Origin of the sequence: uncultured Tenacibaculum sp., from assembly GCF_947499065.1 — a bacterium.
GTDB lineage: Bacteria > Bacteroidota > Bacteroidia > Flavobacteriales > Flavobacteriaceae > Polaribacter.
Window position 1 is genome coordinate 377,664 of record NZ_CANMMT010000001.1, and the last position, 21,232, is coordinate 398,895.

Sequence of the window (21,232 nt, forward strand, 5' to 3'; positions counted from 1 at the left end):
CTTTTTTTCCAACCTTGTTTATAAGTTTTTCAACGCCTGCTTTATAAGCTTTTCAACACTAGCATCAGGCGTTTCTTTTAATATATTTCCAACTACTTTATCAGCTTGTTTACGGGCAAAGCCAAGAACCTCTAATGCAGATAACGCTTCTTCTTTATTTGTATTGTTTTGTACAACAGAAACTTCATCTAAATCGAACGTTTTTAATATTTTGTCTTTCAAATCTACTATAACACGCTGAGCAGTTTTAGCACCAATACCTTTTACTGATTGAATCAGTTTTACGTTTTCTGATGCTATAGCTTGCTGTATTTCTTCAGATGTCATTGAAGATAACATTGTTCTTGCTGTACTAGGACCTACTCCTGACACAGACGTTAACAAACGAAAGACTTCTCGTTCAATTTTATTAGAGAACCCATATAAAGTATGGGCATCTTCTCTTACCGATAAATGAGTATACAATAATACGTTTTCATCATCTGGTAAAGATGAGTATGTATTTAAAGAAATATGCATTAGGTAACCAACTCCATTACAGTCTACTACTGCATATGTTGGATTTTTCTCAACAAGTTTCCCCTTAATTTGTGTAATCATTCAGCTGATTTTCTAGTTGTCTAAAATAAATAAAATTATTTCTTTTTGAAAACCTTATTTATCAAGACTTTAAACTTCTATTATTTTATTTATTCTGTTTTCTTGCCTTATTCTGAGCATCAACAACAGCTACAGCTGCCATATTAACCATTTCATCTACACTTGCTCCTAACTGTAAAATATGAACTGGTTTACTCATTCCTAATAAAATAGGCCCTATTGATTCTACTCCATCAACTTGTTTCATTAACTTATAAGTAATGTTTGCTGACTCTAGATTAGGGAAAATTAAAATATTTGCTCTTTTACCATTTAGTTTTGAAAATGGAAACTCTTTTGCTAACAACTCTGGATTTAAAGCAAAATCTGCTTGTAACTCTCCATCTACAATTACATTTGGATTATGACGGTGAATGTACGAAACAGCCTCTCTAATTTTTACAGAAGTTTCAGATATTGATGAACCAAAATTAGAAAAACCTAGCATTGCTATGTGTGGTTTCATACCAAACATTTTTGCTAACACTGATGTTAATTGACTAATTTTTGATAAGTCTTTTGCTGTTGGATTAATATTTATCGTTGTATCTGCTAAGAACATTGGCCCTTGCTTAGTTAGCATCATATTAGTTGCTGCTACACGAGTAACACCTTTGTCTTTCTCTATTAAAGTTAACATTGGTTTTACTACCGAAGAATATGACCTTGAGTATCCAGTAATTAAAGCATCCGCTTCTCCTGTATTCACCATCATTGCTGCAAAATAATTGCGCTCACGCATCCATTTTTTTGCTTCTAACAATGTAACTCCTTTACGCTGTCTTGTTTTCCAGAAAGCTTCAGCATAACGTTCTCTTCTCTCTTTTTCTATATCAGTTTTAGGATCGATGATAAGAACATCGGCATCAAAACCTAATTCTTTTTTCAATTCTAAAATAACTTCTTTTCTTCCTAATAAAATAGGTATCCCTATTTTTTCATCATGAACTCTTTGTGCTGCTTTTAAAACATCTAAATGATCTGCTTCTGCAAAAACAACTTTCTTAGGATCTTTCTTAGCTCTATTATGTAATAAACGAATTTCTTTACTTCCTGTTCCAGAACGATCCATTAACTCATCACGATATTTATCCCAATCTGTTATTGGCTCTTGAGCTACTCCAGACTCTATTGCTGCTTTAGCAATTGCTGGTGGAATTTCATAAATTAATCTTGGGTCAAATGGTTTTGGAATAATATAATCTCTACCAAACGATAAACTTACTTCATCGTATACAATATTAACTTGTTCTGGCACTGATTTTTTAGCTAAATCTGCCAAAGCATGCACAGCAGCCATCTTCATTTCTTCATTAATCTTAGTTGCTCTAACATCTAAAGCCCCTCTAAAAATAAATGGAAATCCAAGTACGTTATTAACTTGATTAGGATGATCAGATCTACCGGTAGCCATTATTATATCATCCCTAGTGTCAACTGCTAAGTCATAGGCTATTTCTGGTTCAGGATTCGCCATTGCAAATACAATAGGGTCTTTTGCCATTGATAATAACATCTCTGGAGATACTACATTTCCTTTTGACAATCCTATAAAAACATCGGCATTATGCATTGCCTCTTCTAAAGTATTTACATCTTTATCAGTTGCAAACTCTTCTTTTTGTGGAGTTAAATTACCTCTATCTTTTCTAATAACTCCTTTACTATCACACATTACAACGTTTTCTCTTTTAGCTCCTAATGCTAAATACAAACGTGTACATGAAATTGCAGCTGCTCCTGCTCCATTCACTACTATTTGAACTTTAGAAATATCTTTTTTGATTATTTCTAAAGCATTTTTCAATGCTGCTGCTGATATAATAGCCGTTCCGTGCTGATCATCATGCATTACAGGAATATCTAATTCCTCTTTTAATCTTCTTTCTATTTCAAAGGCTTCAGGAGCCTTGATATCTTCTAAGTTAATTCCTCCAAAAGTTGGAGCAATAGCTTTAACTGTTTCTACAAATTTATCTACGTCTGTTGCATCAACTTCGATATCAAAAACATCGATATCGGCAAAAATCTTAAATAGTAAACCTTTTCCCTCCATTACAGGCTTAGACGCCTCTGGCCCTATATCTCCTAAACCTAAAACCGCTGTTCCATTAGAAATAACAGCTACAAGGTTACTTTTTGCTGTGTATTTGTAAACGTTATTTTTATCTTTTGCTATTTCTAAACAAGGTTCTGCTACTCCTGGCGAATAAGCTAAAGATAAATCGTGCTGTGTAGCATACTTTTTAGTAGGTACTACAGCTATTTTCCCCGGTTTTGGTTTTGCATGATATAGTAAAGCTTCGCGCCTTTTTCTAGAATCACTCATAGGTTTGATATTGTTTGTTTGAACCCACAAATATACGTTTTTGTTATTTAGTAAAAATAATTTCTAACATGATAAAAATCATGTTTGTGGTTTAATTTTCAATTTAATTTTGCAGTATTATTCAATCTAAATTTTCAAAACTATGAATACTCCCCCACGACAAATAATCGACGAAGAGGTTAAATGGGATAAAACCAAAACCATTGTAAGTAAAACCGATACTTATGGTACCATTTTATATGCTAATGATGTTTTTGCTAACACATGTGAATACAGTCCTATTGAATTAATTGGCGAACCACATAACATTATTAGACATCCCGATATGCCTAAAGTTGCTTTTAAAGCATTATGGGATGCCTTAAAAAGAGAAGAAAACTATCACGCCATTGTAAAAAACCTAACCAGAACTGGAAGATATTATTGGGTTATTACTGATTTTGTTATTGACAAAAATGATGATGGAGAAGTTACTGGATATACTGCAAGAAGAAAAGCTGTACCTGATAGTGTTGTAAAGAAAATTGAATCTTTATATAAAACTCTATTAGACATAGAAAATATGAAAGGTGAAAAAGCAAGTGAATTATATTTTGAAGCTTATCTAAAAGAAGAAGTTGGTAAAAGCTATGATGAGTTTGTTGTAGATTTATTTGAGAAAGAGAAATCTAAAGAACAAAAAGCAATCGCAGATAGTCAAAAAGTAGAGGAGGAGGAAGAAACAAGTAAACTAAAAAAAGGATTAAATTGGTTTTTCTTCGGTGATTTCCTTTAATCTTTAAACTTTTCATAATAGTAAAAAACAGTAACTTTTTATCTAAAATTTAAGGTTACTGTTCTGTTAGTTTTATTATTTTTGTTTAGACTAAATTAGTGTTAAATGACAAAAATATCCCTCAGGCCAACAACCATTATTAATGAAGAAGTTAAATGGAACAAAAGCGAAACAATTATTAGTAAAACCGACCTTCACGGAACAATTTTATACATGAATGATACTTTTGAAGAAGTTTCTGAATACAACAAAATTGAACTGATAGGTGAACCTCACAATATCATTAGACATCCCGACATGCCTAAAGTTGCATTCAAAGTTTTATGGGATTCTTTAAAAAAAGGTGAAAACTTTCATGCTATTGTAAAAAACCTAACTAGAACGGGAAGGTATTACTGGGTAATTACCGACTTTACTATTGACAAAGATGATAATGGCAAAATGACTGGTTACACAGGTCGTAGAAAAGCCGTACCAGAAAGTGTTATTAAAAAGATTGAACCTCTTTACAAAACCCTTTTAGATATTGAAAAAATAAAAGGTGAAAAAGCAAGTGAATTATATTTTGATGCTTATTTGAAAGAAGAAGGTAAGACCTATGATGAATTTGTTGTAGACTTATTTGAACAAGAATCTTTAAAGGAAAAGAAAAACAATCAGGCACAAACACAAAACGAAACAGAAGAACAACCAAGTAAAATTAAAAAAAGTTTAAACTGGTTTTTCTTTGGTGATTTTCTCTAAGAGAAATGAGAGCTATCTGAATTTCACATTCAGGTAGCTTTTATTTATTCACTTAAAAAAGAGATATTTCTTGTTAAACCAGAAAATTTAGTCCTTTTCACCGCAGACTTTTTAAACACTTTACTAAACGTTTCTTGTGTTAATTCTTTCCAATCTCGTTGCGTCATTTCTAACAAGTCCCCCTGTGGTGCAAATAAAGGTTCTGAATGTGGTTTTGAAAAACGATTCCATGGACATACATCCTGACAAACATCACAACCAAACATCCAATCCTCATTCATTCCTTTAAATTCTGTTGGAATAGCATCTTTTAACTCAATAGTAAAGTAGGAAATACATTTACTTCCATCCACAGTGTTATTTGGTAAAATTGCTTGAGTTGGACAAGCATCTATACAACGAGTACACTTTCCACAATGATCTGTTTGAAAAGCATGATCGTATTCAAGTTCTAAATCAATTATTAATTCTGCCAAGAAGAAAAATGAGCCTTGTTGTTTTTGAATTAACAACGTATGCTTTCCATTCCAACCTAAACCAGCTTTTTCTGCCCAAGCTCTTTCTAACACTGGAGCTGAATCAACAAAACAACGGCCAGAAACTTCTCCAATTTCATCATTAATTAGCGATAACAACTCTCTAAGTTTTTCTTTAATTACATGATGATAATCCTGACCATAAGCATATTTAGAAATCTTATAACTATCATCACTCTGAACCTTTTCTGGAAAATAATTATATGACAATGATATAACAGATTTAGCTCCTTCAACTAACAACCTAGGATCTAAACGTTTATCAAAGTGGTTTTCCATATATCGCATTTCACCATGGTTATTATTATTTAACCATTCTTCTAAGCGTGGAGCTTCCTCTTCTAAAAAATCGGCTTTAGCAATACCACAAGCCAAAAAACCCAATCGTTTTGCCTGTTCTTTAATAAATTTAGAATATTGCTCTTTATGGTTCAAAACACTTATTTTATTGCGCAAAATTAACAAAAGTTTTATTTTATTATTTTATTCACTTTTGTTTAACAAATAAATGCAGACCTTTGTTCGTTAGTATATAAAATCAACCTTTTTAATCATGAAAAAGATTTATAAAATAGTTTTAGGAGTTGTAATAGCAATCTTTGTTATTCTTGTAAGTATTCCTTTATTGTTCCAAGACAAGATAATTGGCTTGGTTAAACAAACCGTAAACAATAATGTTTATGCTAAAGTTGATTTTAGTGATGCTAATCTAAGTTTAATTAGAAACTTCCCTAATATATCTGTTCAACTTTCAAACACAACTGTTATAAATAACAAACCTTTTGAAGGTGACACTTTATTATATGCAAACGATATCCGTTTAAACTTAAGATTAACTGAGCTTTTTAAAAGTAGTACAGATCAACTGAATATAAAATCTTTTTCTATTGATAATGCAAAAGTGAATGTTTTGGTTGATAAAAATGGAAATGCAAACTATGACATTTCTAAACCTAAAGAAGTAACACAAGAAACAACTACAGAAAACACTAGTTCTTCTAATTTTGGACTTTCTATTGATTCTTATAATATTTCAAATGCAACCATTAAGTATACTGATAAGAAAGGAAAAATGCATCTTAGCTTAAATGATTTTAATCATTCTGGAAGCGGTGATTTTTCTCAGTCTAATATGGAATTAGACACCAAAACATCTACTCTAATTTCTTTTGGTATGGATGGTACTTCATATGCTAAAAATCAGAAAATACAATTAGATGCTATTTTGGGGATGGATTTGGTAAATCAGAAATTTTCATTCTTAAAGAATGAAGCAAAACTGAATAACCTACCTTTAATTTTTGATGGGTATGTTCAAATAAATAAGAACAATCAAGAAGTTGATATTAACTTTAAAACTCCTTCATCTGATTTTAAAAACTTTTTAGGTTTAATTCCTGAAGCATATACTAAAAATATTGCCAACGTTACCACTTCAGGTAATTTTAGCGTTAACGGAAAAGTTAATGGTATTATTGATAACTCTAATATTCCTAAATTAGATATTACACTTTCATCAAAAAATGCATCATTTAAGTATCCAGATTTACCTAAAACTGTAAGAAACATCAATATTGATGCACAAATAAAAAACACTACAGGTAAAACGCAAAATACGTATGTAAACATCGAAGGCTTATCATTTAAAATTGATGAAGATACTTTTTCTGGAAAAGGTAGTGTACATAATTTAACTACAAATCCTCTTATAAATGCTACACTAAACGGAACATTAAACTTAGCTAACATAAACAAGGCTTACCCTGTAGATTTAAAAAATGAATTAAGAGGTATTTTAAAAGCAAACTTACATACCAAATTCGATTTAGATGCAATTCAAAAAAGCAACTTGAATAGAATTAAAAATAATGGACATATTGAAGTAAGTGATTTTGTGTTTTCTTCTAAAGACATTGTTAACCCAATTAATATAAAAAACACCAAAGTAGATTTTACTCCAACAACAATTTCTTTAACGAAGTTTGACGCAAATACAGGTAAAAGTGATATTAATGCAACTGGTAAAATTCAAAATCTATTAGGTTTTTTACTTTCAAACAAAAAATTACAAGGTGATTTTAAAGTAAATTCAAACTCTTTTTATGTTAGTGATTTTATGCAAGAAAACACTGCTCCAACAGAAAAGAAACAAGACACTCCAAAAGAAGAAAAACCAACAGAATCTTTAAAGATTCCTGCTTTTTTAGATTGTAAAATATTTGCTGATGCTAAAACAGTTTATTACGATAATTTAAAACTACGAAATGTAAAAGGTACTTTATTATTGAAAGATGAAAAAGCTACTTTACAAAATGTAAATGCTGGTATTTTTAATGGTAAAATAGCCTTAAATGGTGAAGTGAACACACAGAAAAAACAACCAACTTTTGATGTAAAACTAGGAATCAAATCGTTTGATATTGCCCAATCATTTAATAGTTTAGATTTATTGCAATCATTAAGCCCAATTGCTGGAGCTATGAATGGTAAATTAAATTCAGACATTAATTTATCAGGAGATTTAAATACTGATTTTACTCCGAATTTAACTTCTATTTCTGGTAAAGCCTTAGCTGAATTGTTAACTACTAAGATTAATCCAGAAAAAACAAAAGCTTTAAGTTTATTAAACGATAAATTATCTTTTATCGATTTAACTAAATTAGATTTAACAGATATTAAAACTCATTTATCTTTTAAAAAGGGACAAGTACAAGTATCACCTTTTAAATTAAAATATAAAGATATTGGTATTAATGTTGGCGGTACTCATGGTTTTGATCAAACAATGAATTATAATGTAACGTTTGATGTTCCTGCTAAGTATTTAGGAAGTGATGTTCAAGGTTTATTATCAAAACTTAGTGCAAAAGATCAAAACATTACAGTTCCTGTTACAGCAAACCTAACAGGTAGTATGACTAGTCCTACAATAAAAACAGATTTATCTTCTTCAGTTACTAAGTTAACTCAAGAGTTAGTACAAAGACAAAAGGAAAACCTTGTTAAAAATACTCTAGGAAATTTGTTAGGTAACAAAAAGAAAGATTCAACTAGTAAAACTGATAAAACTGTAAAGAAAGTATCTGATGTTTTAGGTGGTTTATTTGGAAAGAAAAAAAAGAAAAAAGGAGATAATTAAAAACTCAGGCAACTGTTTTAAAAAGATTAGCGTCTATAACTTTAATAATTCTTTGTCAATTATTTAACAGCTTATAAACATAAATCGAAATTTGCAACCTATATGTTTGTTTTGAATTTCAATTAAACCCAACTATGAAAAAAACAATTACGCTACTGTTTTTAACTCTTACTAGTATTACTTTTTCTCAAATTAGAGGAAAAGTAACTAGTAGTACTCACAAACCTTTATCTTTTGTTAGTGTCTATTTAGAAAATTCTATTACTGGAACAACTACAAATGACAATGGTGATTATGAATTAGTTCTCAAGAAAAAAGGAGAACATACTATTGTTTATCAAATCTTAGGATACAAAACTGTTAAAAAGAAAGTTAATATTAACTCTTTTCCTTATAGTTTAGATGTCCAACTTTCAGAAGAAGAAGTAGCTTTAGATGAAGTATTGGTTTCGTCTAAAGAAAATCCCGCTAATAGAATTATTAGAAATGCTATTGCTAACAAAGGCAAGAACACAGATAAATTTGGTCAATACAAAGCCGATTTTTATTCTCGTGGATTATTTAAAGTAAAAAATCTTCCAAAAAAATTCTTAGGTCAAGAAATTGGCGACATGGGAGGTGGTTTAGATTCTACCAGAAGTGGTATCGTATATTTATCTGAAACTATTTCTAAAATTTCGTTTCAGAAAAGACCTAAAAACTTCAAAGAACATATCATAGCTTCTAAAGTTTCTGGTAGTGATAACGGAATTAGCTTTAATCAAGCAGAGGAAGTTAATTTTAATTTTTATGAAAACTCTTTTAATCTAGCTGAAGCTCAAATGGTTTCTCCAATTGCTAACGGTGCTTTTGGTTATTACAACTACAAATTAGCTGGAACTTTTTATGATAAAAATGGTAATTTGATTAGTAAAATTCAATTATTACCCAAAAGAAAAAACGATCGAGTTTTTAGTGGTCATATTTATATTGTTGAAGATGATTGGGCTATTTATGGAGCCGATGTTATTGTTACTGGTGCACAAGTAAGTATGCCAATGATTGACACTTTAAAAATTAAACAAAACTATAATTACTCTAATAAAAATAAAGCTTGGGTTCCAGTAACTCAAACTATAGATTTTAAAGCAGGAATGTTTGGTTTTAATTTTAACGGACGTTTTTCTGCTGCGTATTCTAATTATAATTTTGAACCTAATTTTTCTAACAAGTACTTTGGAAGTGAAATTTTATCTTTTGCTGAAAATGCTACCGAAAAAGATACTCTTTACTGGAATAAAATACGTCCTGTAGCCTTAACCAGTGAAGAAACAGCCGACTACAAATTAAAAGATAGTATTAAAACCAAAAGAAAATCTAAAAAATATTTGGACTCGGTAGATACCAAACAGAATAAGTTTAAAATTTTAAATGCTCTTTCGGGTTATTCTTATAATAATACCTATAAAAAATGGGGACTTAGCTTTTCTTCTCCTATTGAAGATTTAAGCTTCAATACTGTTCAAGGATGGAATTCGTCTATTGGTATTAACTACTATAAAACACTAAATAAAAAAGGTAAAAACTTTGGTGCTGGTGCAAACATCAATTATGGTGTCTCAGATAAAAAAATAAGACCTACTGGTTATTTTTATTACAAATGGAACAATACTACTCGACCAATATTAAATATTTCTGGAGGTAGAACAACTGCCCAGTTTAATGCAAAAAGACCTATTTCTAGATTTTGGAATACTATTAGTTCAGTACTTTTTGAAAGAAATTACATGAAAATTTATGAAAAAGATTTTGCTAGAGTTTCTTTTTCACAAGAAGTTGTTAATGGTTTACGTATGTCTACTTCATTAGAATATGCAAACAGAAAGCCATTATTTAACACTACAGATTATGTAATGTTTCCAAAAAGCAATGTAGAATACACGTCTAACAATCCACAAGACCCGACTAATTTTACCTCTTCATTTACACCACATAAAATATGGTCGTTTACTCTTGGAGCGAATATTCAGTTTGGTCAAAAATACTTGTCATATCCTAATGGAAAATATAATGTAAGTAGTAGAAAATACCCTTCGTTATTTATTGGTTACAAAAAGAATTTTGGAGCAGATAATTCTGAATGGAATTCAGATGTTATTTATTCACAATTAAACCAAAGAATTTCTTTAGGAAACTGGGGAGAATTTAAATACAAAGCCAAAGGAGGCATCTTTTTAGAGAAGAAAGACATTCCTTTTATAGATTATGCTCACTTTAATGGAAATCGTTTGTTAGTAGCTCCAAATAGCAATTATCTAAACAACTTCTATATGTTGCCATACTATCAATTAAGTACAAATGATAAATATGGTGAATTGCATGGAGAATACAACTTTAAAGGTGCTTTATTAAGTAAAGTTCCTCTTCTTAACAAACTTAATTTCCATTTAGTTACGGGAGCCAAAGGACTGTTTACAGCAGGCAACAAACCATATTCTGAATATTCAGTAGGTTTAGATAATATTGGATTTGGAAAATGGCGTTTTTTACGTGTAGACTTTGCTAGATCTAACTTTAATGGACGTAGTGAAAATAGAGTAGTATTCGGAATTAAATTGTAATTTCGTAATATGAATATTAATGTACTACTTTTTGGTATTGCAACTGACTTAATAGGAAGTTCTTCTTTACAGATAGAACTTCCTATTAATTGTTCAGTAGCCACTTTTAAAGAGATTCTTGTTAGTAAAAATGAATCATTAAAAGAAATGAGCACTTATGCTGTGGCTATTAATGAAAGTTATGCTTCTGACGAAACAATTATAAAAGAATCTGATATAGTTGCTATTATCCCACCTGTAAGTGGAGGATAAATCCATTTAAATCTTCAGAATTATTAATCATATAATCATTCTTCGTTAAAAAGTTATAATATTATAAATTATAAGCTATACTTAATAACACTACTCTTGGCAGTACATATGTTTTAGAATCGGAAATTAAATAATCTGAAAAACTATTATCCTGTTTAAATGTAGTATTAAACAAGTTTTGTGTTGTCAATTTATATTCCCAAGGGCTATCTTCTTTTTGATATGATAATATCGCGTTTGCTACATCATATTTATTGTCAACTCCCTGTGATTTGTTTTGATAATTGAAATGTGTATAATCAAAATTAAAAACAAAACCTTTAAGAAAATTATAGTCTATATTAAGATAAGGTTCATTAGTTATAAATTTTGATACTGAATTGTTTGAAATATAATTTCCTATACTTTTCCTAAAGCCAAACTCAAATGTTGGTAATTTTTCAAATAACGTTTCTATCCCTAGATCTAAAGAATAGTTTTTGCTTCTATTGGTAACAAAACTGTTGTTTATACTTTGTTTAAACTTTGAATCATTATAACTCCCTTCTATATTATATCTTATTTTTTTAATCTTTTTCCTTATCGCCCCTCTTACACTCCAATTTTCATTCGGATTTGTTAGCATATCTATAGTCAAAAATTGATTGATTCCATCAAAATTAACCGAATTTCGATACCCCTTTACTTTCTTAGTATAGTTTGCACTAGCTAACAACATTAATCCACGATACAAACTAAAACGACTGTATTGGATATTTGCAGAATGGTATAATTCATTCTCTAAATCTGAATTTCCTCTAAATACTGAATTATATGATTGCAAATAAAAACGACTTGCAAGTCTAGAAGCATCTGAAAAGTTTGTTTTTAAATTATATTTCAGTTGAATTTTTTTTGATTTATTGAATTCGATTTTCATTAAAAAATCTGGTAATAACACCCATTTATTTTTCTTTACTAAATTTAATTGGTTTACTTCCCAATTATAATTATGCAAATACACTCCTTGTTTTAGAGTAAAAATTCCTGTTTTAAATTTATAATGTAATCCAGCAAAAAAATCGTTGTGCTTTAAAACAGTAGTATTATTAAATCCGCTATTAGAAAAAGGGTTAATAGAACTATCATCTAACACTTGAAAATCATTACTAATAAATTTTTCTTGTTGGTGTGTATTACCTATTGTTGTATAAATATGGTTATTGCTATTTAGTACCCAAAAATCTTTAAAAACAGTATGTAAATAATGTTTTTTCGTTTGATTTAACTGTTGAATTTGTAATGAGAGCTGATTTGTATTTAAAGGCTGAATAATTGATTTAATTCTGTCTAAAAAAGACGCTGAAGCTTCCCAAAAAGTTACTGGATTATTTTTATCAAATGTATAATTAATTATTGTTGAAAAAGTATGCTCTTCAGATTGATCTTTATGCCATTCAAAATTTTGATTTAGATACCAAGTGTCATTTTTCGTGTTTGTATTTATTCTATCTGAATTATTATTTACTAATGAAGAAATAGCATTTATTCTGTTAATGTCAGATTTTTTAAGTTGAGTTCTAACATACCATTGCTCCTTATTATTTGGAGCATATTCAATATTTAATTTCCCTATAGCTAAAACATCTTTTGTTGTTTCTTCGCTCTTTTTTTCTTCTAGAAAAGCTGTGTACTGATTTAACTCTTCTGTAAAACTTCTAGTATTATTATGTGAAAAAATTGCATAACCAGAAATATCTAGTTTACTAGCTACTGCTTTTGTTATATTCAAAGCAGCAAAACGCTGCTTACTCATCAATACATCTGTATTTTCTAAAAACTGAGAAAAATCTCCTCCTTTCCAATTAAAATTACCATTAAAAACGGCATTTACTCCTCCTTGAAAATTTAGGTAATCTTTAAAAGTGAATGTTTTTTCTCCAATATTATTTACGTTTCCTATAAAATTCACATTGGTTTTAGGTGAATAATAAAATAAGTTTGCATTTGCTTTATAAAAACTTTTATTTCCTTTCCCTCCTTCTAGATCTCCAAAAAGAAAACGTTTTTTATCTTCTTTTAACCTAATATTCATCGCCATCTCATCGGAATCAGAGAGATTCTTCAAAAAAGCTACTTCGTTATAATTATCAATAACTTCAACTTTATCTACAGCATTGGCAGGTATGTTCTCTACACCTAACTTAGTTCCTCCTCCAAAGAATTTTTTTCCATCCACTAACAGCTTGGTTACTTTCTTTCCTTGTACTGTAACTCCTCCATTCTTATTAACCTCAACTCCAGGTAATTTTTTTAATACGTTTTTTAATTTCCGTTCACTTCCATTTACAAACTTTTTAGTATCGTAAATGATTGTATCTTCTTTAACTGTGACAGGCAATTCTATGACGACTTCATCTAATTGGTTTTTAACTTCTTTTAATTGAAAGTCTTTAACTATATTCTCTTTAGCTGTAAGTGTAAAATCTATTTTTTCATACCCCAAATAACTAATACTAATTGTGTATGATTTGTTTTTGGTTAGCTCTAGACGATAACGTCCATTTTCATCTGTAATAGCAAACCCCATGTTTTTAGTTACATCTTTTGGTTTTGCTATGATATTAGCAAATGCTAACGGGTTTTGTAAACTATCTTTTACTGTACCTTTTAGTACAATTATTTGGGCTTTACAAACAGTACTTAATAAAGTAATAAATAAAACAAATAATATTTTTTTCAACATAAAAACTACTTTAACCCTTTAAAGAAATTACGATTCATTTCTTCGTATTCTTTATGGGACATTCTTTTTCCTTTTCTAGGTTTTTTAATGACAATCTTTTCTTTAGGATTTAAAATAATTTTTGAAGCTCTAATATTGACTTTTTTGTAAGAGATTTCTAAAATGAGCCCTGGAAGTCCAAAAAAGTTTTTAGGCCCAAAACTTACAGGAATTGTGGGAGTAAACCAGGCAGTTATAACAATAGATGGTTTATCTTTTCTTGCTTTTTTTAAAGCAATAGCTTTGAAACATTGATAATTTCCTATTTTTTTAGATTCTTGTGTTATTTCCCATTGATTTTCTAACAAATCTATTCTTAGAAAAGAATCCATATTTAGTTGTTTAAAATAATCTTTTTCCGCAGTATTTATATAATAAGTACTATTCTTTCCGGCAATTGTAGATGTAATATTCATTCCTTTTCTAGCTCCATTACTCATTTCATCTTGTGCTTTATATAACGATTCACTTTGAGAAAATTCTAAGACACTTGTAACATCTTCAGCATTCATTAGCATTTTCCTAACATGAACCCTAGCTGCTTTTGGTGTTTTTTTCTTGTTTAATATTGAATCTACTTGCTCTTCACTAAGTACTTTTAAAGACGTTGTATAAAATACTTTGCCGCTTATATTTTGAGAGAAAACTAGTTTTGTAAATAAAAACAAGATGAATATCATTTCTTTTTTCATTCTATCAAACTTAATTTCTTGCTCAACCTAAAAGCCAATTTCTTTAGCTATTTTCTTCAGCTTACTCAAATACTCTTTTTCTGTGATTTTTTTTCCTTTAGTAGGTTTTTGAATATCAATATCTTGAAGTTTTTTAAAGTTTATTTTTAAAGCCCTTATACTTATTTTTCCTATTTCTACTTCTAAAATTAACCCAGGTAGTCCATTATACTTATTAGGACCTAAGTTTAAAGGGACTTGAGGCGTAAACCATGCTACAGTTTTATCTTTAGATATTGCTTTGTAACAAATATAATTTCCTATCTTCTTTTTTTCTTGAGTTATATCCCATTCAATATGGGGATATTCTATTAAAAAAAGTTCATCATATTTATTTACCGATTCTATTACTTTTCCTTTTTCACTATAAAAGACACCATCTCCTCCTCCTACAATTTCAAAAAAATTTATTTTCTTTCTTTCTCCGTTTTTATCAAAGTTTGGTTTTAATTTATAAATAGATTTATCTTCTTTAAACAACAACTCAAAGCTGGCAGTTGCCTTAAAAAAGGCCTCCAATTTTTTTGATTTATAACTATTTATCTTTTTATTGTTACTTACAACTTTATATAAAACACTTCCTTTATTTTGGCTAAATACAGTCATTATTGAAAAAAATAATCCTGCAAAAAATAGTATTCTTTTTAATTTCATATACTTTTGAATAGCCCAGTAATATTGATATCACTGGGCATTTTGATTTTAATTATTATTATAACAGTCTAAATAAATAGCATGATAAGCCTCCATCATAATTCTAAAATGGCTACTTCCTCTTGAAATATCAATATTATTTTTTTCTGCTGCATCTAATATTATTCCTCTTGCATATTGAGCACATTGACTAGCACCACCATCTTCTAAAATAGTTTTTTTCTCTACACTTGAATTTGCATTAACTAAACTACTAGTAGCAAAAACCATTGCTACTGCTAAAATTACTTTTTTCATTTTTTAAATTTTAATTTAATTGTTAATTGTACTTTTTTTACACAAAAAATCTCCCCCACTTGTATAGATGAGTGAACATTAAAAAGAAAAAAGAAAAATGTGCGCAATTTTTAAAACATTGTTCTTTCTTTAACTAGCTAGCTTGTATTAAAAATTGATCATTTTTTTAATACATAGCAAACATAAACAATAATTTCAAATTAAGAAAAACACAAAAAAGTAATTTTATAGAAAACTTCTTAATTCTCAAAAAACACATCATTATGTGGCTTACTCTTTTTTAAGATATTTCCCTACGAAGAAAGTTCCAAAAGGTAAAATTGATAGTAAGCATACTATTCCGAAAGTTTTACCTTTCCAATCTAACTCATATTTTAGCATTATTGCCATGATTATGTATACTACAAATAATAGCCCATGAGGCATTCCTAACATTTTTACATATGCTGGATTATCTTGTAAATATTTAATTGGAGTTGCAATAAAAAGTAATAAAATGTAAGATACTCCTTCTAATAAACTTACAATTTTAAATATGTTAATCATATTTATTTTTTTAAAAACTTGTTGTTAACGATAAAGAAAAATTACGTCCTGGAGCAGAAATTCCAGAAGCAAACTCTTTATAATGAACATCAAATAGGTTAGTGATTTGTGTTTGAATTGAAATATTCGTGTTCAATTGATATTTTCCAAAAACTCCAACAGTCATCCAAGCAGGAGTTCCATAATATTTATTTTCAGCTAAAGAAGCATTTTCATCAACAATTGGTGTCTGCACATGGTTGTCTATACCTTCTTCTGTATTATAAGTATCGATTCCTTTTTTAGCATTGAAAATAAGGTTTGCTCCTCCTTCAAAATTAGCTTTTGAATAGTTTATCTCAAATCTACCAAACAATGGTGGAATAGATGACAAAGGCATGTTTGTATCATATGTTTCTCCTTTGGTATAAGTTAAAGAACCTGAGGTATTCCAATTTTTAAATAACTTACCTTGATAACTTAATGTAGCTCCTGTAACATAAGCTTGACCTTTATTTACATTGGCTACAATATTACCATCGTCACCATCGTAAGTTATTGTTTGATTTCCAGGAATTAATTCGAAAGCTTCTCTATATATATAATTATTCAGTAAAGTATAATATACGTTTGCACCAATTCTAAATTTTTTATCATTAAAATATTTTTGAGCTCCTACCTCAATATTATAAGCATGTTCTGGTCTTAAATTTACATTGGGTACGGTTACATTTCCATTTTTTTCTCCCACCTTACCTACATCATCAATATTTGGTGATCTAAAACCTGATGAAAGTACAGTATTTAATTGCCAAGTATTAGTTGGTTTGTAAACATAACCAATGGTTGCTGTTAAAGCTGTATTATTTAAACCAATATCATTATTTGGTAACACTATAAAAGTTTCACTATCCCATTTAGCTTGCAGGTTTGTATTTGTTAATCTAACCCCTGTATTTAATGTAGAATTACTTGAAATATCTTGACGGTAATCTACATATATAGCAGAACTAAAATAACTACTTCCTCCATCTGGATATCTAGACTGTACTGGAAAACTTCCATTAAAACCTACAACTTTATTATTATTAACTCTTAAAATTCTTCCATAAGAATTAGATTGTACATCGTTGTATGTTACTTCAAACCCATAGCCTAAATTTCTTTTTTTAGCTAATGAAACAGAAAAGTCTCCATTTAAACTAAAAACATCTACATCTTCTTCTCTGTATGTTCTTTCTAATGTTCCAAACTTTCTTTGAATACGACTTTCTTGAATATTTTGGTATGCTAGAGTAATAACACCATTCTCAATCCAATTTTTCTTCGGATTAATTTCTAATTGTGAAGATGCTAAAAACCTGTTTTGTGGTCCATAATTCCACTCTGCAAACTTAAGTGTTCCATTTTTTAATTCTGTTAATCTATCAAAACGAGGAACATCTGTAGATGTTGAATATTGAATATTGAATTTTAAATCGGTATTTCTAGATAACGGTACGTAAAACTTTTGTAATACATCTGTTTGACTAAATCCTGTATTTCTTTGAATGTTTGGATTTGGGTTAGTGGTTGGGTTCTCACTATAATTCCCATTCATATTATCTGAATAGAAAAATACTTTTCCCCAATCATCAAACCCATGCGAACGATTTTTTCCCATTCTCAAATCGCCAAATGTGCTATGTGTAACACTTGTTAAAGAGGCCCATTTTTTAAATTGTAATTCTACAGAAACGGCGTTAGTTACCTCATTATTCACTGAACTATATCTTAAAAAAGCATCTCCTTTAATTTGGCCTTTATCAGAAATTCTTGGTGTTTTTGTATAGTAATGTATTACTCCTCCTAGTGCATCAGATCCATATATTACAGATGATGGTCCAAACACTACTTCTGTTTTATCTAACAAATTAGGACTTACAGTAATAGAATTTTGTAGGTGCCCTTTACGATAAATAGCATTATTCATTCGAACTCCATCCACTACAAGCAAGACACGGTTACTTTCCATACCTCTTAAAACCGGACTACCTCCTCCAAATTGAGATTTTTGAACTTTAATTCCAGGCACATTTGCTAATAAATCTGCTGATGTTTGGGGAGATACTTTTTTAATTTCTTTGGAAGATATTAAAGCTATTTGTTCCGCTATTCTATTTGCTTTTTCTTGCTTCTTAAATACAGAAACAACTACTTCATCTAATTGTTCTGATTGTTTTGATAAGAAAACTTGATATCTGTTCTTTTCTAAATTAGACTTTCTTTCTTGAAATTTAGCGTAAACCACATGAGATAAAATTAATATCTCATTTTTCTGAAATTCTGAAATATTTACTTTTCCTTCTTCATCACTTACTCCCGACTTTGTTTTACTTTTATTAAACACAGCCACTCCTTCAATTGGCTTACCTGTTTCGGCATCAATTACAGTAAGGTTTTGTGAAAAAACTGATCCTATTATCAGTAAAAAATATACAGTTATAATTTGCTTCATATATCAACTAAACACCGTTTCTAAAACGTCTAAAGATTTAGGTTTTTTAAACCCTTCCAAATGTAATTCAAAATATTGAATTATTATTCTCAGTATTACTTGTCTTTCGTTTTTATTGTACGAAATTGAATCTATTGCATCAAAATTTATGCCTAAAAGGCTTTTAAAAAGATTTAATTCTTTACCAGTAATTACTAGTTTTTCATAAGTTGTATCCGTAAACCTTCCTTCTAGTAAACTAAAACCTAATTTTTCGATATCTGCTAAGTCTGGATAAAAACCTAAAAACCTTGATAAATTCAGTATAAAAAGCAAGTGAAAATTCGCAATATTATCATGAGTATCTAACCAAATAAGCCCCGTTTCTATGTACTTATACAAGACTTCATTTTTTTCTTCTTCCTGAATAATGCTAGATAACACCTCTGACAAAAACATTACAATTGTTTGTTTAACAACCGATGTATAAATATTTTCATAAGAATAAATAACTCTAGCTTCTCTTATCGAGTTTAATGAATTTTTATTGCTATGATTTGCTGTTAGCTCTAATTGTGTTAATGGTTGAAAATAAGCTGGTTTTAATTTTCCTCTTTTAGAACTTAAAACTCCTCTTATAATGTAAGAGCTTACTCCTTCTTCTAGAGTAAAGCATTTTACAATTAAGCTTGTATCACCATATTTAAGAGCACTTAAAACAATGGCTTTTGTAGTAATCATTGCCATTAATTAACAATTTTTATAATTGATTTTTAAAACCGTCATCAAAGGTATTTAATATTAATTACAAAAATGATACTTTCGTATAAATTTGATTCAACTTCTTATGACTTTTGAAATAGAAAGAAAATTTCTTGTAAACTCTAATATTTATAAACAATTAGCATACAAAAAGAGCTATATAAAACAAGGTTTCCTAAATTCGAAAAAAGAGCGTGTTGTAAGAGTTCGAATTAAAAACGACTCCGGTTTTTTAACTATTAAAGGACCTTCTAATAAAAATGGAACTACTCGATTTGAATGGGAAAAAGAAATTACCAGAACTGAAGCTGAAAACTTATTAGAATTATGTGAAGAAGGTATTATTGAAAAATACCGATACTTAGTAAAGGTAAACCAACATACTTTTGAAGTCGATGAATTTTTAGGAATTAATGAAGGTTTATTAATTGCTGAAGTTGAACTTATTAATGAAAACGAAAGTTTTACCAAACCTCAATGGTTAGGTGAGGAAGTTACAGGAATAGCTAAATACTATAATTCTAATCTCAGTAAAGACCCATTTTGCAACTGGAAATAAATCAATTATTCTAGTCTTTAATTTTTACACATAAAAAAATATGGTCAAAAAATGACTAAAGCTTCCTAAAAGCACAAATACATGAAAAATTGCGTGATTATATTTTATTTTCCCTATTGAATAAAATAGTGCTCCTACTGTGTAAAAGACACCTCCTGCCATTAAATAAAACAATCCTTCTGAAGATAAATTTTCCATCAAGGGCTTAATTAAGAAAACAACTTGCCAACCCATTATTAAATATAATGCTGTAGATAACTTATCAAACTTACCTGTAAAAAACAACTTTAAAACAACTCCTGTTAACGCAAACAACCAAACAAATACAAATAAATACCACCCTGTTTCCTCAGGCAAAACAATTAAACAAAAAGGAGTGTAACTACCTGCTATTAAAACATAAATAGCAGCATGGTCAAAAATATTTAATTTTCTTCTTAGCCTAGGTTCTTTTGTAGCATGATAAAAAGTAGAAGCTGCATATAATATTATTAGACTTACACCATAAATAATAAAACTTGACACTTCCCAAAAACTAGTATATGTAATAGACTTTGATATTAAAAATGGAAAAACTAGAAAACTTAACAGCAACCCAAATCCGTGAGTTAAAACATTTAGTTTCTCTTCTTTTTCGCTATAACGGTGATTTATATTCTCGCTCATTATTTGGTCTATTTGTGTCTTTCATATACAACTCATCATTAGTCAATTCATTGTACATAATGTCAAAAGTACTCTTTTTAAGAGTATCCTTATCATCCATTGTAAGTCCTTTTGTATTTATAAACTCACATTGTTTAATTCTAAAAGTTCCAGGAGCTCCTTTGAAAAAGTCCCATGAAAATAATCGTTTACAATCTAAATACAACTGAGGCACTATAGGTATTTGATGCTCGATGGCTAAACTAAATGCTCCATTTTTAAATGGTGCTAAAGTTATATTCTCAGTAGGCACCATTCCTTCTGGAAAAATTGCAATACTTGTTCCGTTTTTAAGTCTTCTTTTTGCTTGTTCATATACTCGCTTTCTACTCTCTGCATCACTTCTATCAACCATAATTACCACTTTTTTGTAGAAAAACCCAAAGATTGGAATTTTCACTAATTCTTTCTTTCCTACAAATACAATTGGGTTTTTACTCATTGCACACATTACCCATCCATCTAATAAAGACGCATGATTTGCACAAAACATATAGCTTTGATCTCTTTTTATTTCTTCTTTTCTATCAATTTTTAATCGGAAACCCATTCCATAAATCAGAAGAAAAGACCAAGCTCTAATTAGTTTCCAAAATACCGGGTAATATTTTTCGCTAGAAGTTAATATGAGTAAAAAAGGCGACATTACTACTACTGAAACTAAAATCAACACATAAAACCATAAGCGCCAAATCAATCGAAAAGGAAATAGTAAATATTTAATCATAACTGCGAATGTAGT

Annotated in this window: 18 protein-coding genes; 6 read left to right on the plus strand and 12 right to left on the minus strand. The window is 29.3% G+C overall.

Going from position 1 to position 21,232, the window contains the following annotated elements:
- Positions 1-18: 18 nt before the first annotated feature.
- Positions 19-600 (minus strand): Holliday junction branch migration protein RuvA, encoded by a 582-nt coding sequence (gene ruvA / locus Q0958_RS01695; RefSeq protein WP_235274324.1) that lies wholly within the window; start codon positions 598-600, stop codon positions 19-21.
- 85 nt (positions 601-685) lie between these two features.
- The gene (locus Q0958_RS01700) at positions 686-2,968 is read right to left on the minus strand and encodes an NADP-dependent malic enzyme (RefSeq protein WP_272150526.1); all 2,283 of its coding nucleotides are present in this window, start codon (positions 2,966-2,968) and stop codon (positions 686-688) included.
- A 142-nt stretch (positions 2,969-3,110) separates the two neighbouring features.
- Here Q0958_RS01700 and Q0958_RS01705 point away from each other — a divergent pair, with 142 nt between their 5' ends.
- A complete protein-coding gene (locus tag Q0958_RS01705) occupies positions 3,111-3,743 on the plus strand; it encodes a PAS domain-containing protein (protein WP_299118765.1) in 633 nt (210 codons plus the stop codon).
- Between the two features lie 105 nt (positions 3,744-3,848).
- Entirely contained in the window at positions 3,849-4,487 is a 639-nt protein-coding gene (locus Q0958_RS01710) for a PAS domain-containing protein (RefSeq protein ID WP_299118768.1), read from the plus strand.
- Between the two features lie 44 nt (positions 4,488-4,531).
- Here Q0958_RS01710 and queG read toward each other — a convergent pair whose 3' ends face one another.
- Complete coding sequence (gene queG / locus Q0958_RS01715; protein ID WP_299118771.1) at positions 4,532-5,458, minus strand: tRNA epoxyqueuosine(34) reductase QueG; 927 nt, start codon at positions 5,456-5,458, stop codon at positions 4,532-4,534.
- Positions 5,459-5,576: 118 nt separating this feature from the next.
- Between queG and Q0958_RS01720 the strand changes: the two genes are divergently transcribed.
- From Q0958_RS01720 to Q0958_RS01730, 3 genes are all read left to right on the plus strand, one after another.
- Positions 5,577-8,165 (plus strand): AsmA family protein, encoded by a 2,589-nt coding sequence (locus Q0958_RS01720; protein WP_299118774.1) that lies wholly within the window; start codon positions 5,577-5,579, stop codon positions 8,163-8,165.
- A 134-nt stretch (positions 8,166-8,299) separates the two neighbouring features.
- The gene (locus tag Q0958_RS01725; RefSeq protein ID WP_299118777.1) at positions 8,300-10,765 is read left to right on the plus strand and encodes a DUF5686 and carboxypeptidase regulatory-like domain-containing protein; all 2,466 of its coding nucleotides are present in this window, start codon (positions 8,300-8,302) and stop codon (positions 10,763-10,765) included.
- A 9-nt stretch (positions 10,766-10,774) separates the two neighbouring features.
- On the plus strand, positions 10,775-11,017 hold the full coding sequence (locus tag Q0958_RS01730; protein ID WP_299118779.1) for a MoaD/ThiS family protein: 243 nt from the start codon (positions 10,775-10,777) through the stop codon (positions 11,015-11,017).
- A 61-nt stretch (positions 11,018-11,078) separates the two neighbouring features.
- Here the strand turns inward: Q0958_RS01730 and Q0958_RS01735 are convergent, their stop codons facing one another.
- From Q0958_RS01735 to recO, 7 genes are all read right to left on the minus strand, one after another.
- A complete protein-coding gene (locus tag Q0958_RS01735) occupies positions 11,079-13,742 on the minus strand; it encodes a TonB-dependent receptor (protein WP_299118781.1) in 2,664 nt (887 codons plus the stop codon).
- Positions 13,743-13,747: 5 nt separating this feature from the next.
- Positions 13,748-14,473, minus strand: coding sequence for a GLPGLI family protein (locus Q0958_RS01740; protein ID WP_299118783.1), 726 nt, complete (start codon positions 14,471-14,473; stop codon positions 13,748-13,750).
- 27 nt (positions 14,474-14,500) lie between these two features.
- A complete protein-coding gene (locus tag Q0958_RS01745; RefSeq protein ID WP_299118785.1) occupies positions 14,501-15,166 on the minus strand; it encodes a GLPGLI family protein in 666 nt (221 codons plus the stop codon).
- A 48-nt stretch (positions 15,167-15,214) separates the two neighbouring features.
- Positions 15,215-15,463 carry a hypothetical protein gene (locus Q0958_RS01750; RefSeq protein WP_299118787.1) on the minus strand — a complete coding sequence of 83 codons (249 nt, stop codon included), beginning with the start codon at positions 15,461-15,463 and terminating at the stop codon, positions 15,215-15,217.
- Positions 15,464-15,733: 270 nt separating this feature from the next.
- The gene (locus Q0958_RS01755; protein ID WP_299118789.1) at positions 15,734-16,009 is read right to left on the minus strand and encodes a DUF3817 domain-containing protein; all 276 of its coding nucleotides are present in this window, start codon (positions 16,007-16,009) and stop codon (positions 15,734-15,736) included.
- A 10-nt stretch (positions 16,010-16,019) separates the two neighbouring features.
- Positions 16,020-18,485, minus strand: a complete 2,466-nt coding sequence (locus Q0958_RS01760) for a TonB-dependent receptor (protein ID WP_299118792.1) — start codon at positions 18,483-18,485, stop codon at positions 16,020-16,022.
- 3 nt (positions 18,486-18,488) lie between these two features.
- On the minus strand, positions 18,489-19,211 hold the full coding sequence (gene recO, locus Q0958_RS01765) for a DNA repair protein RecO (RefSeq protein WP_299118795.1): 723 nt from the start codon (positions 19,209-19,211) through the stop codon (positions 18,489-18,491).
- Between the two features lie 100 nt (positions 19,212-19,311).
- Here recO and Q0958_RS01770 point away from each other — a divergent pair, with 100 nt between their 5' ends.
- Positions 19,312-19,785, plus strand: coding sequence for a CYTH domain-containing protein (locus tag Q0958_RS01770; protein ID WP_299118798.1), 474 nt, complete (start codon positions 19,312-19,314; stop codon positions 19,783-19,785).
- A 24-nt stretch (positions 19,786-19,809) separates the two neighbouring features.
- Here Q0958_RS01770 and Q0958_RS01775 read toward each other — a convergent pair whose 3' ends face one another.
- Positions 19,810-20,451 (minus strand): hemolysin III family protein, encoded by a 642-nt coding sequence (locus Q0958_RS01775; protein WP_299118801.1) that lies wholly within the window; start codon positions 20,449-20,451, stop codon positions 19,810-19,812.
- A complete protein-coding gene (locus Q0958_RS01780; RefSeq protein WP_366140127.1) occupies positions 20,423-21,217 on the minus strand; it encodes a lysophospholipid acyltransferase family protein in 795 nt (264 codons plus the stop codon). The genes Q0958_RS01775 and Q0958_RS01780 overlap by 29 nt, the downstream gene beginning before the upstream one ends.
- Between the last annotated feature and the right edge of the window lie 15 nt (positions 21,218-21,232).

What these genes read in the sequence shown, in the direction of transcription:
- ruvA (WP_235274324.1), bottom strand. Translation starts at nt 600, where the DNA reads ATGATTACACAAATTAAGGGGAAACTTGTTGAGAAAAATCCAACATAT.
- Q0958_RS01700 (WP_272150526.1), bottom strand. Translation starts at nt 2,968, where the DNA reads ATGAGTGATTCTAGAAAAAGGCGCGAAGCTTTACTATATCATGCAAAA.
- Q0958_RS01705 (WP_299118765.1), top strand. Translation starts at nt 3,111, where the DNA reads ATGAATACTCCCCCACGACAAATAATCGACGAAGAGGTTAAATGGGAT.
- Q0958_RS01710 (WP_299118768.1), top strand. Translation starts at nt 3,849, where the DNA reads ATGACAAAAATATCCCTCAGGCCAACAACCATTATTAATGAAGAAGTT.
- Q0958_RS01720 (WP_299118774.1), top strand. Translation starts at nt 5,577, where the DNA reads ATGAAAAAGATTTATAAAATAGTTTTAGGAGTTGTAATAGCAATCTTT.
- Q0958_RS01725 (WP_299118777.1), top strand. Translation starts at nt 8,300, where the DNA reads ATGAAAAAAACAATTACGCTACTGTTTTTAACTCTTACTAGTATTACT.
- Q0958_RS01730 (WP_299118779.1), top strand. Translation starts at nt 10,775, where the DNA reads ATGAATATTAATGTACTACTTTTTGGTATTGCAACTGACTTAATAGGA.
- Q0958_RS01735 (WP_299118781.1), bottom strand. Translation starts at nt 13,742, where the DNA reads ATGTTGAAAAAAATATTATTTGTTTTATTTATTACTTTATTAAGTACT.
- Q0958_RS01740 (WP_299118783.1), bottom strand. Translation starts at nt 14,473, where the DNA reads ATGAAAAAAGAAATGATATTCATCTTGTTTTTATTTACAAAACTAGTT.
- Q0958_RS01745 (WP_299118785.1), bottom strand. Translation starts at nt 15,166, where the DNA reads ATGAAATTAAAAAGAATACTATTTTTTGCAGGATTATTTTTTTCAATA.
- Q0958_RS01750 (WP_299118787.1), bottom strand. Translation starts at nt 15,463, where the DNA reads ATGAAAAAAGTAATTTTAGCAGTAGCAATGGTTTTTGCTACTAGTAGT.
- Q0958_RS01755 (WP_299118789.1), bottom strand. Translation starts at nt 16,009, where the DNA reads ATGATTAACATATTTAAAATTGTAAGTTTATTAGAAGGAGTATCTTAC.
- Q0958_RS01760 (WP_299118792.1), bottom strand. Translation starts at nt 18,485, where the DNA reads ATGAAGCAAATTATAACTGTATATTTTTTACTGATAATAGGATCAGTT.
- recO (WP_299118795.1), bottom strand. Translation starts at nt 19,211, where the DNA reads ATGGCAATGATTACTACAAAAGCCATTGTTTTAAGTGCTCTTAAATAT.
- Q0958_RS01770 (WP_299118798.1), top strand. Translation starts at nt 19,312, where the DNA reads ATGACTTTTGAAATAGAAAGAAAATTTCTTGTAAACTCTAATATTTAT.
- Q0958_RS01775 (WP_299118801.1), bottom strand. Translation starts at nt 20,451, where the DNA reads ATGAGCGAGAATATAAATCACCGTTATAGCGAAAAAGAAGAGAAACTA.
- Q0958_RS01780 (WP_366140127.1), bottom strand. Translation starts at nt 21,217, where the DNA reads ATGATTAAATATTTACTATTTCCTTTTCGATTGATTTGGCGCTTATGG.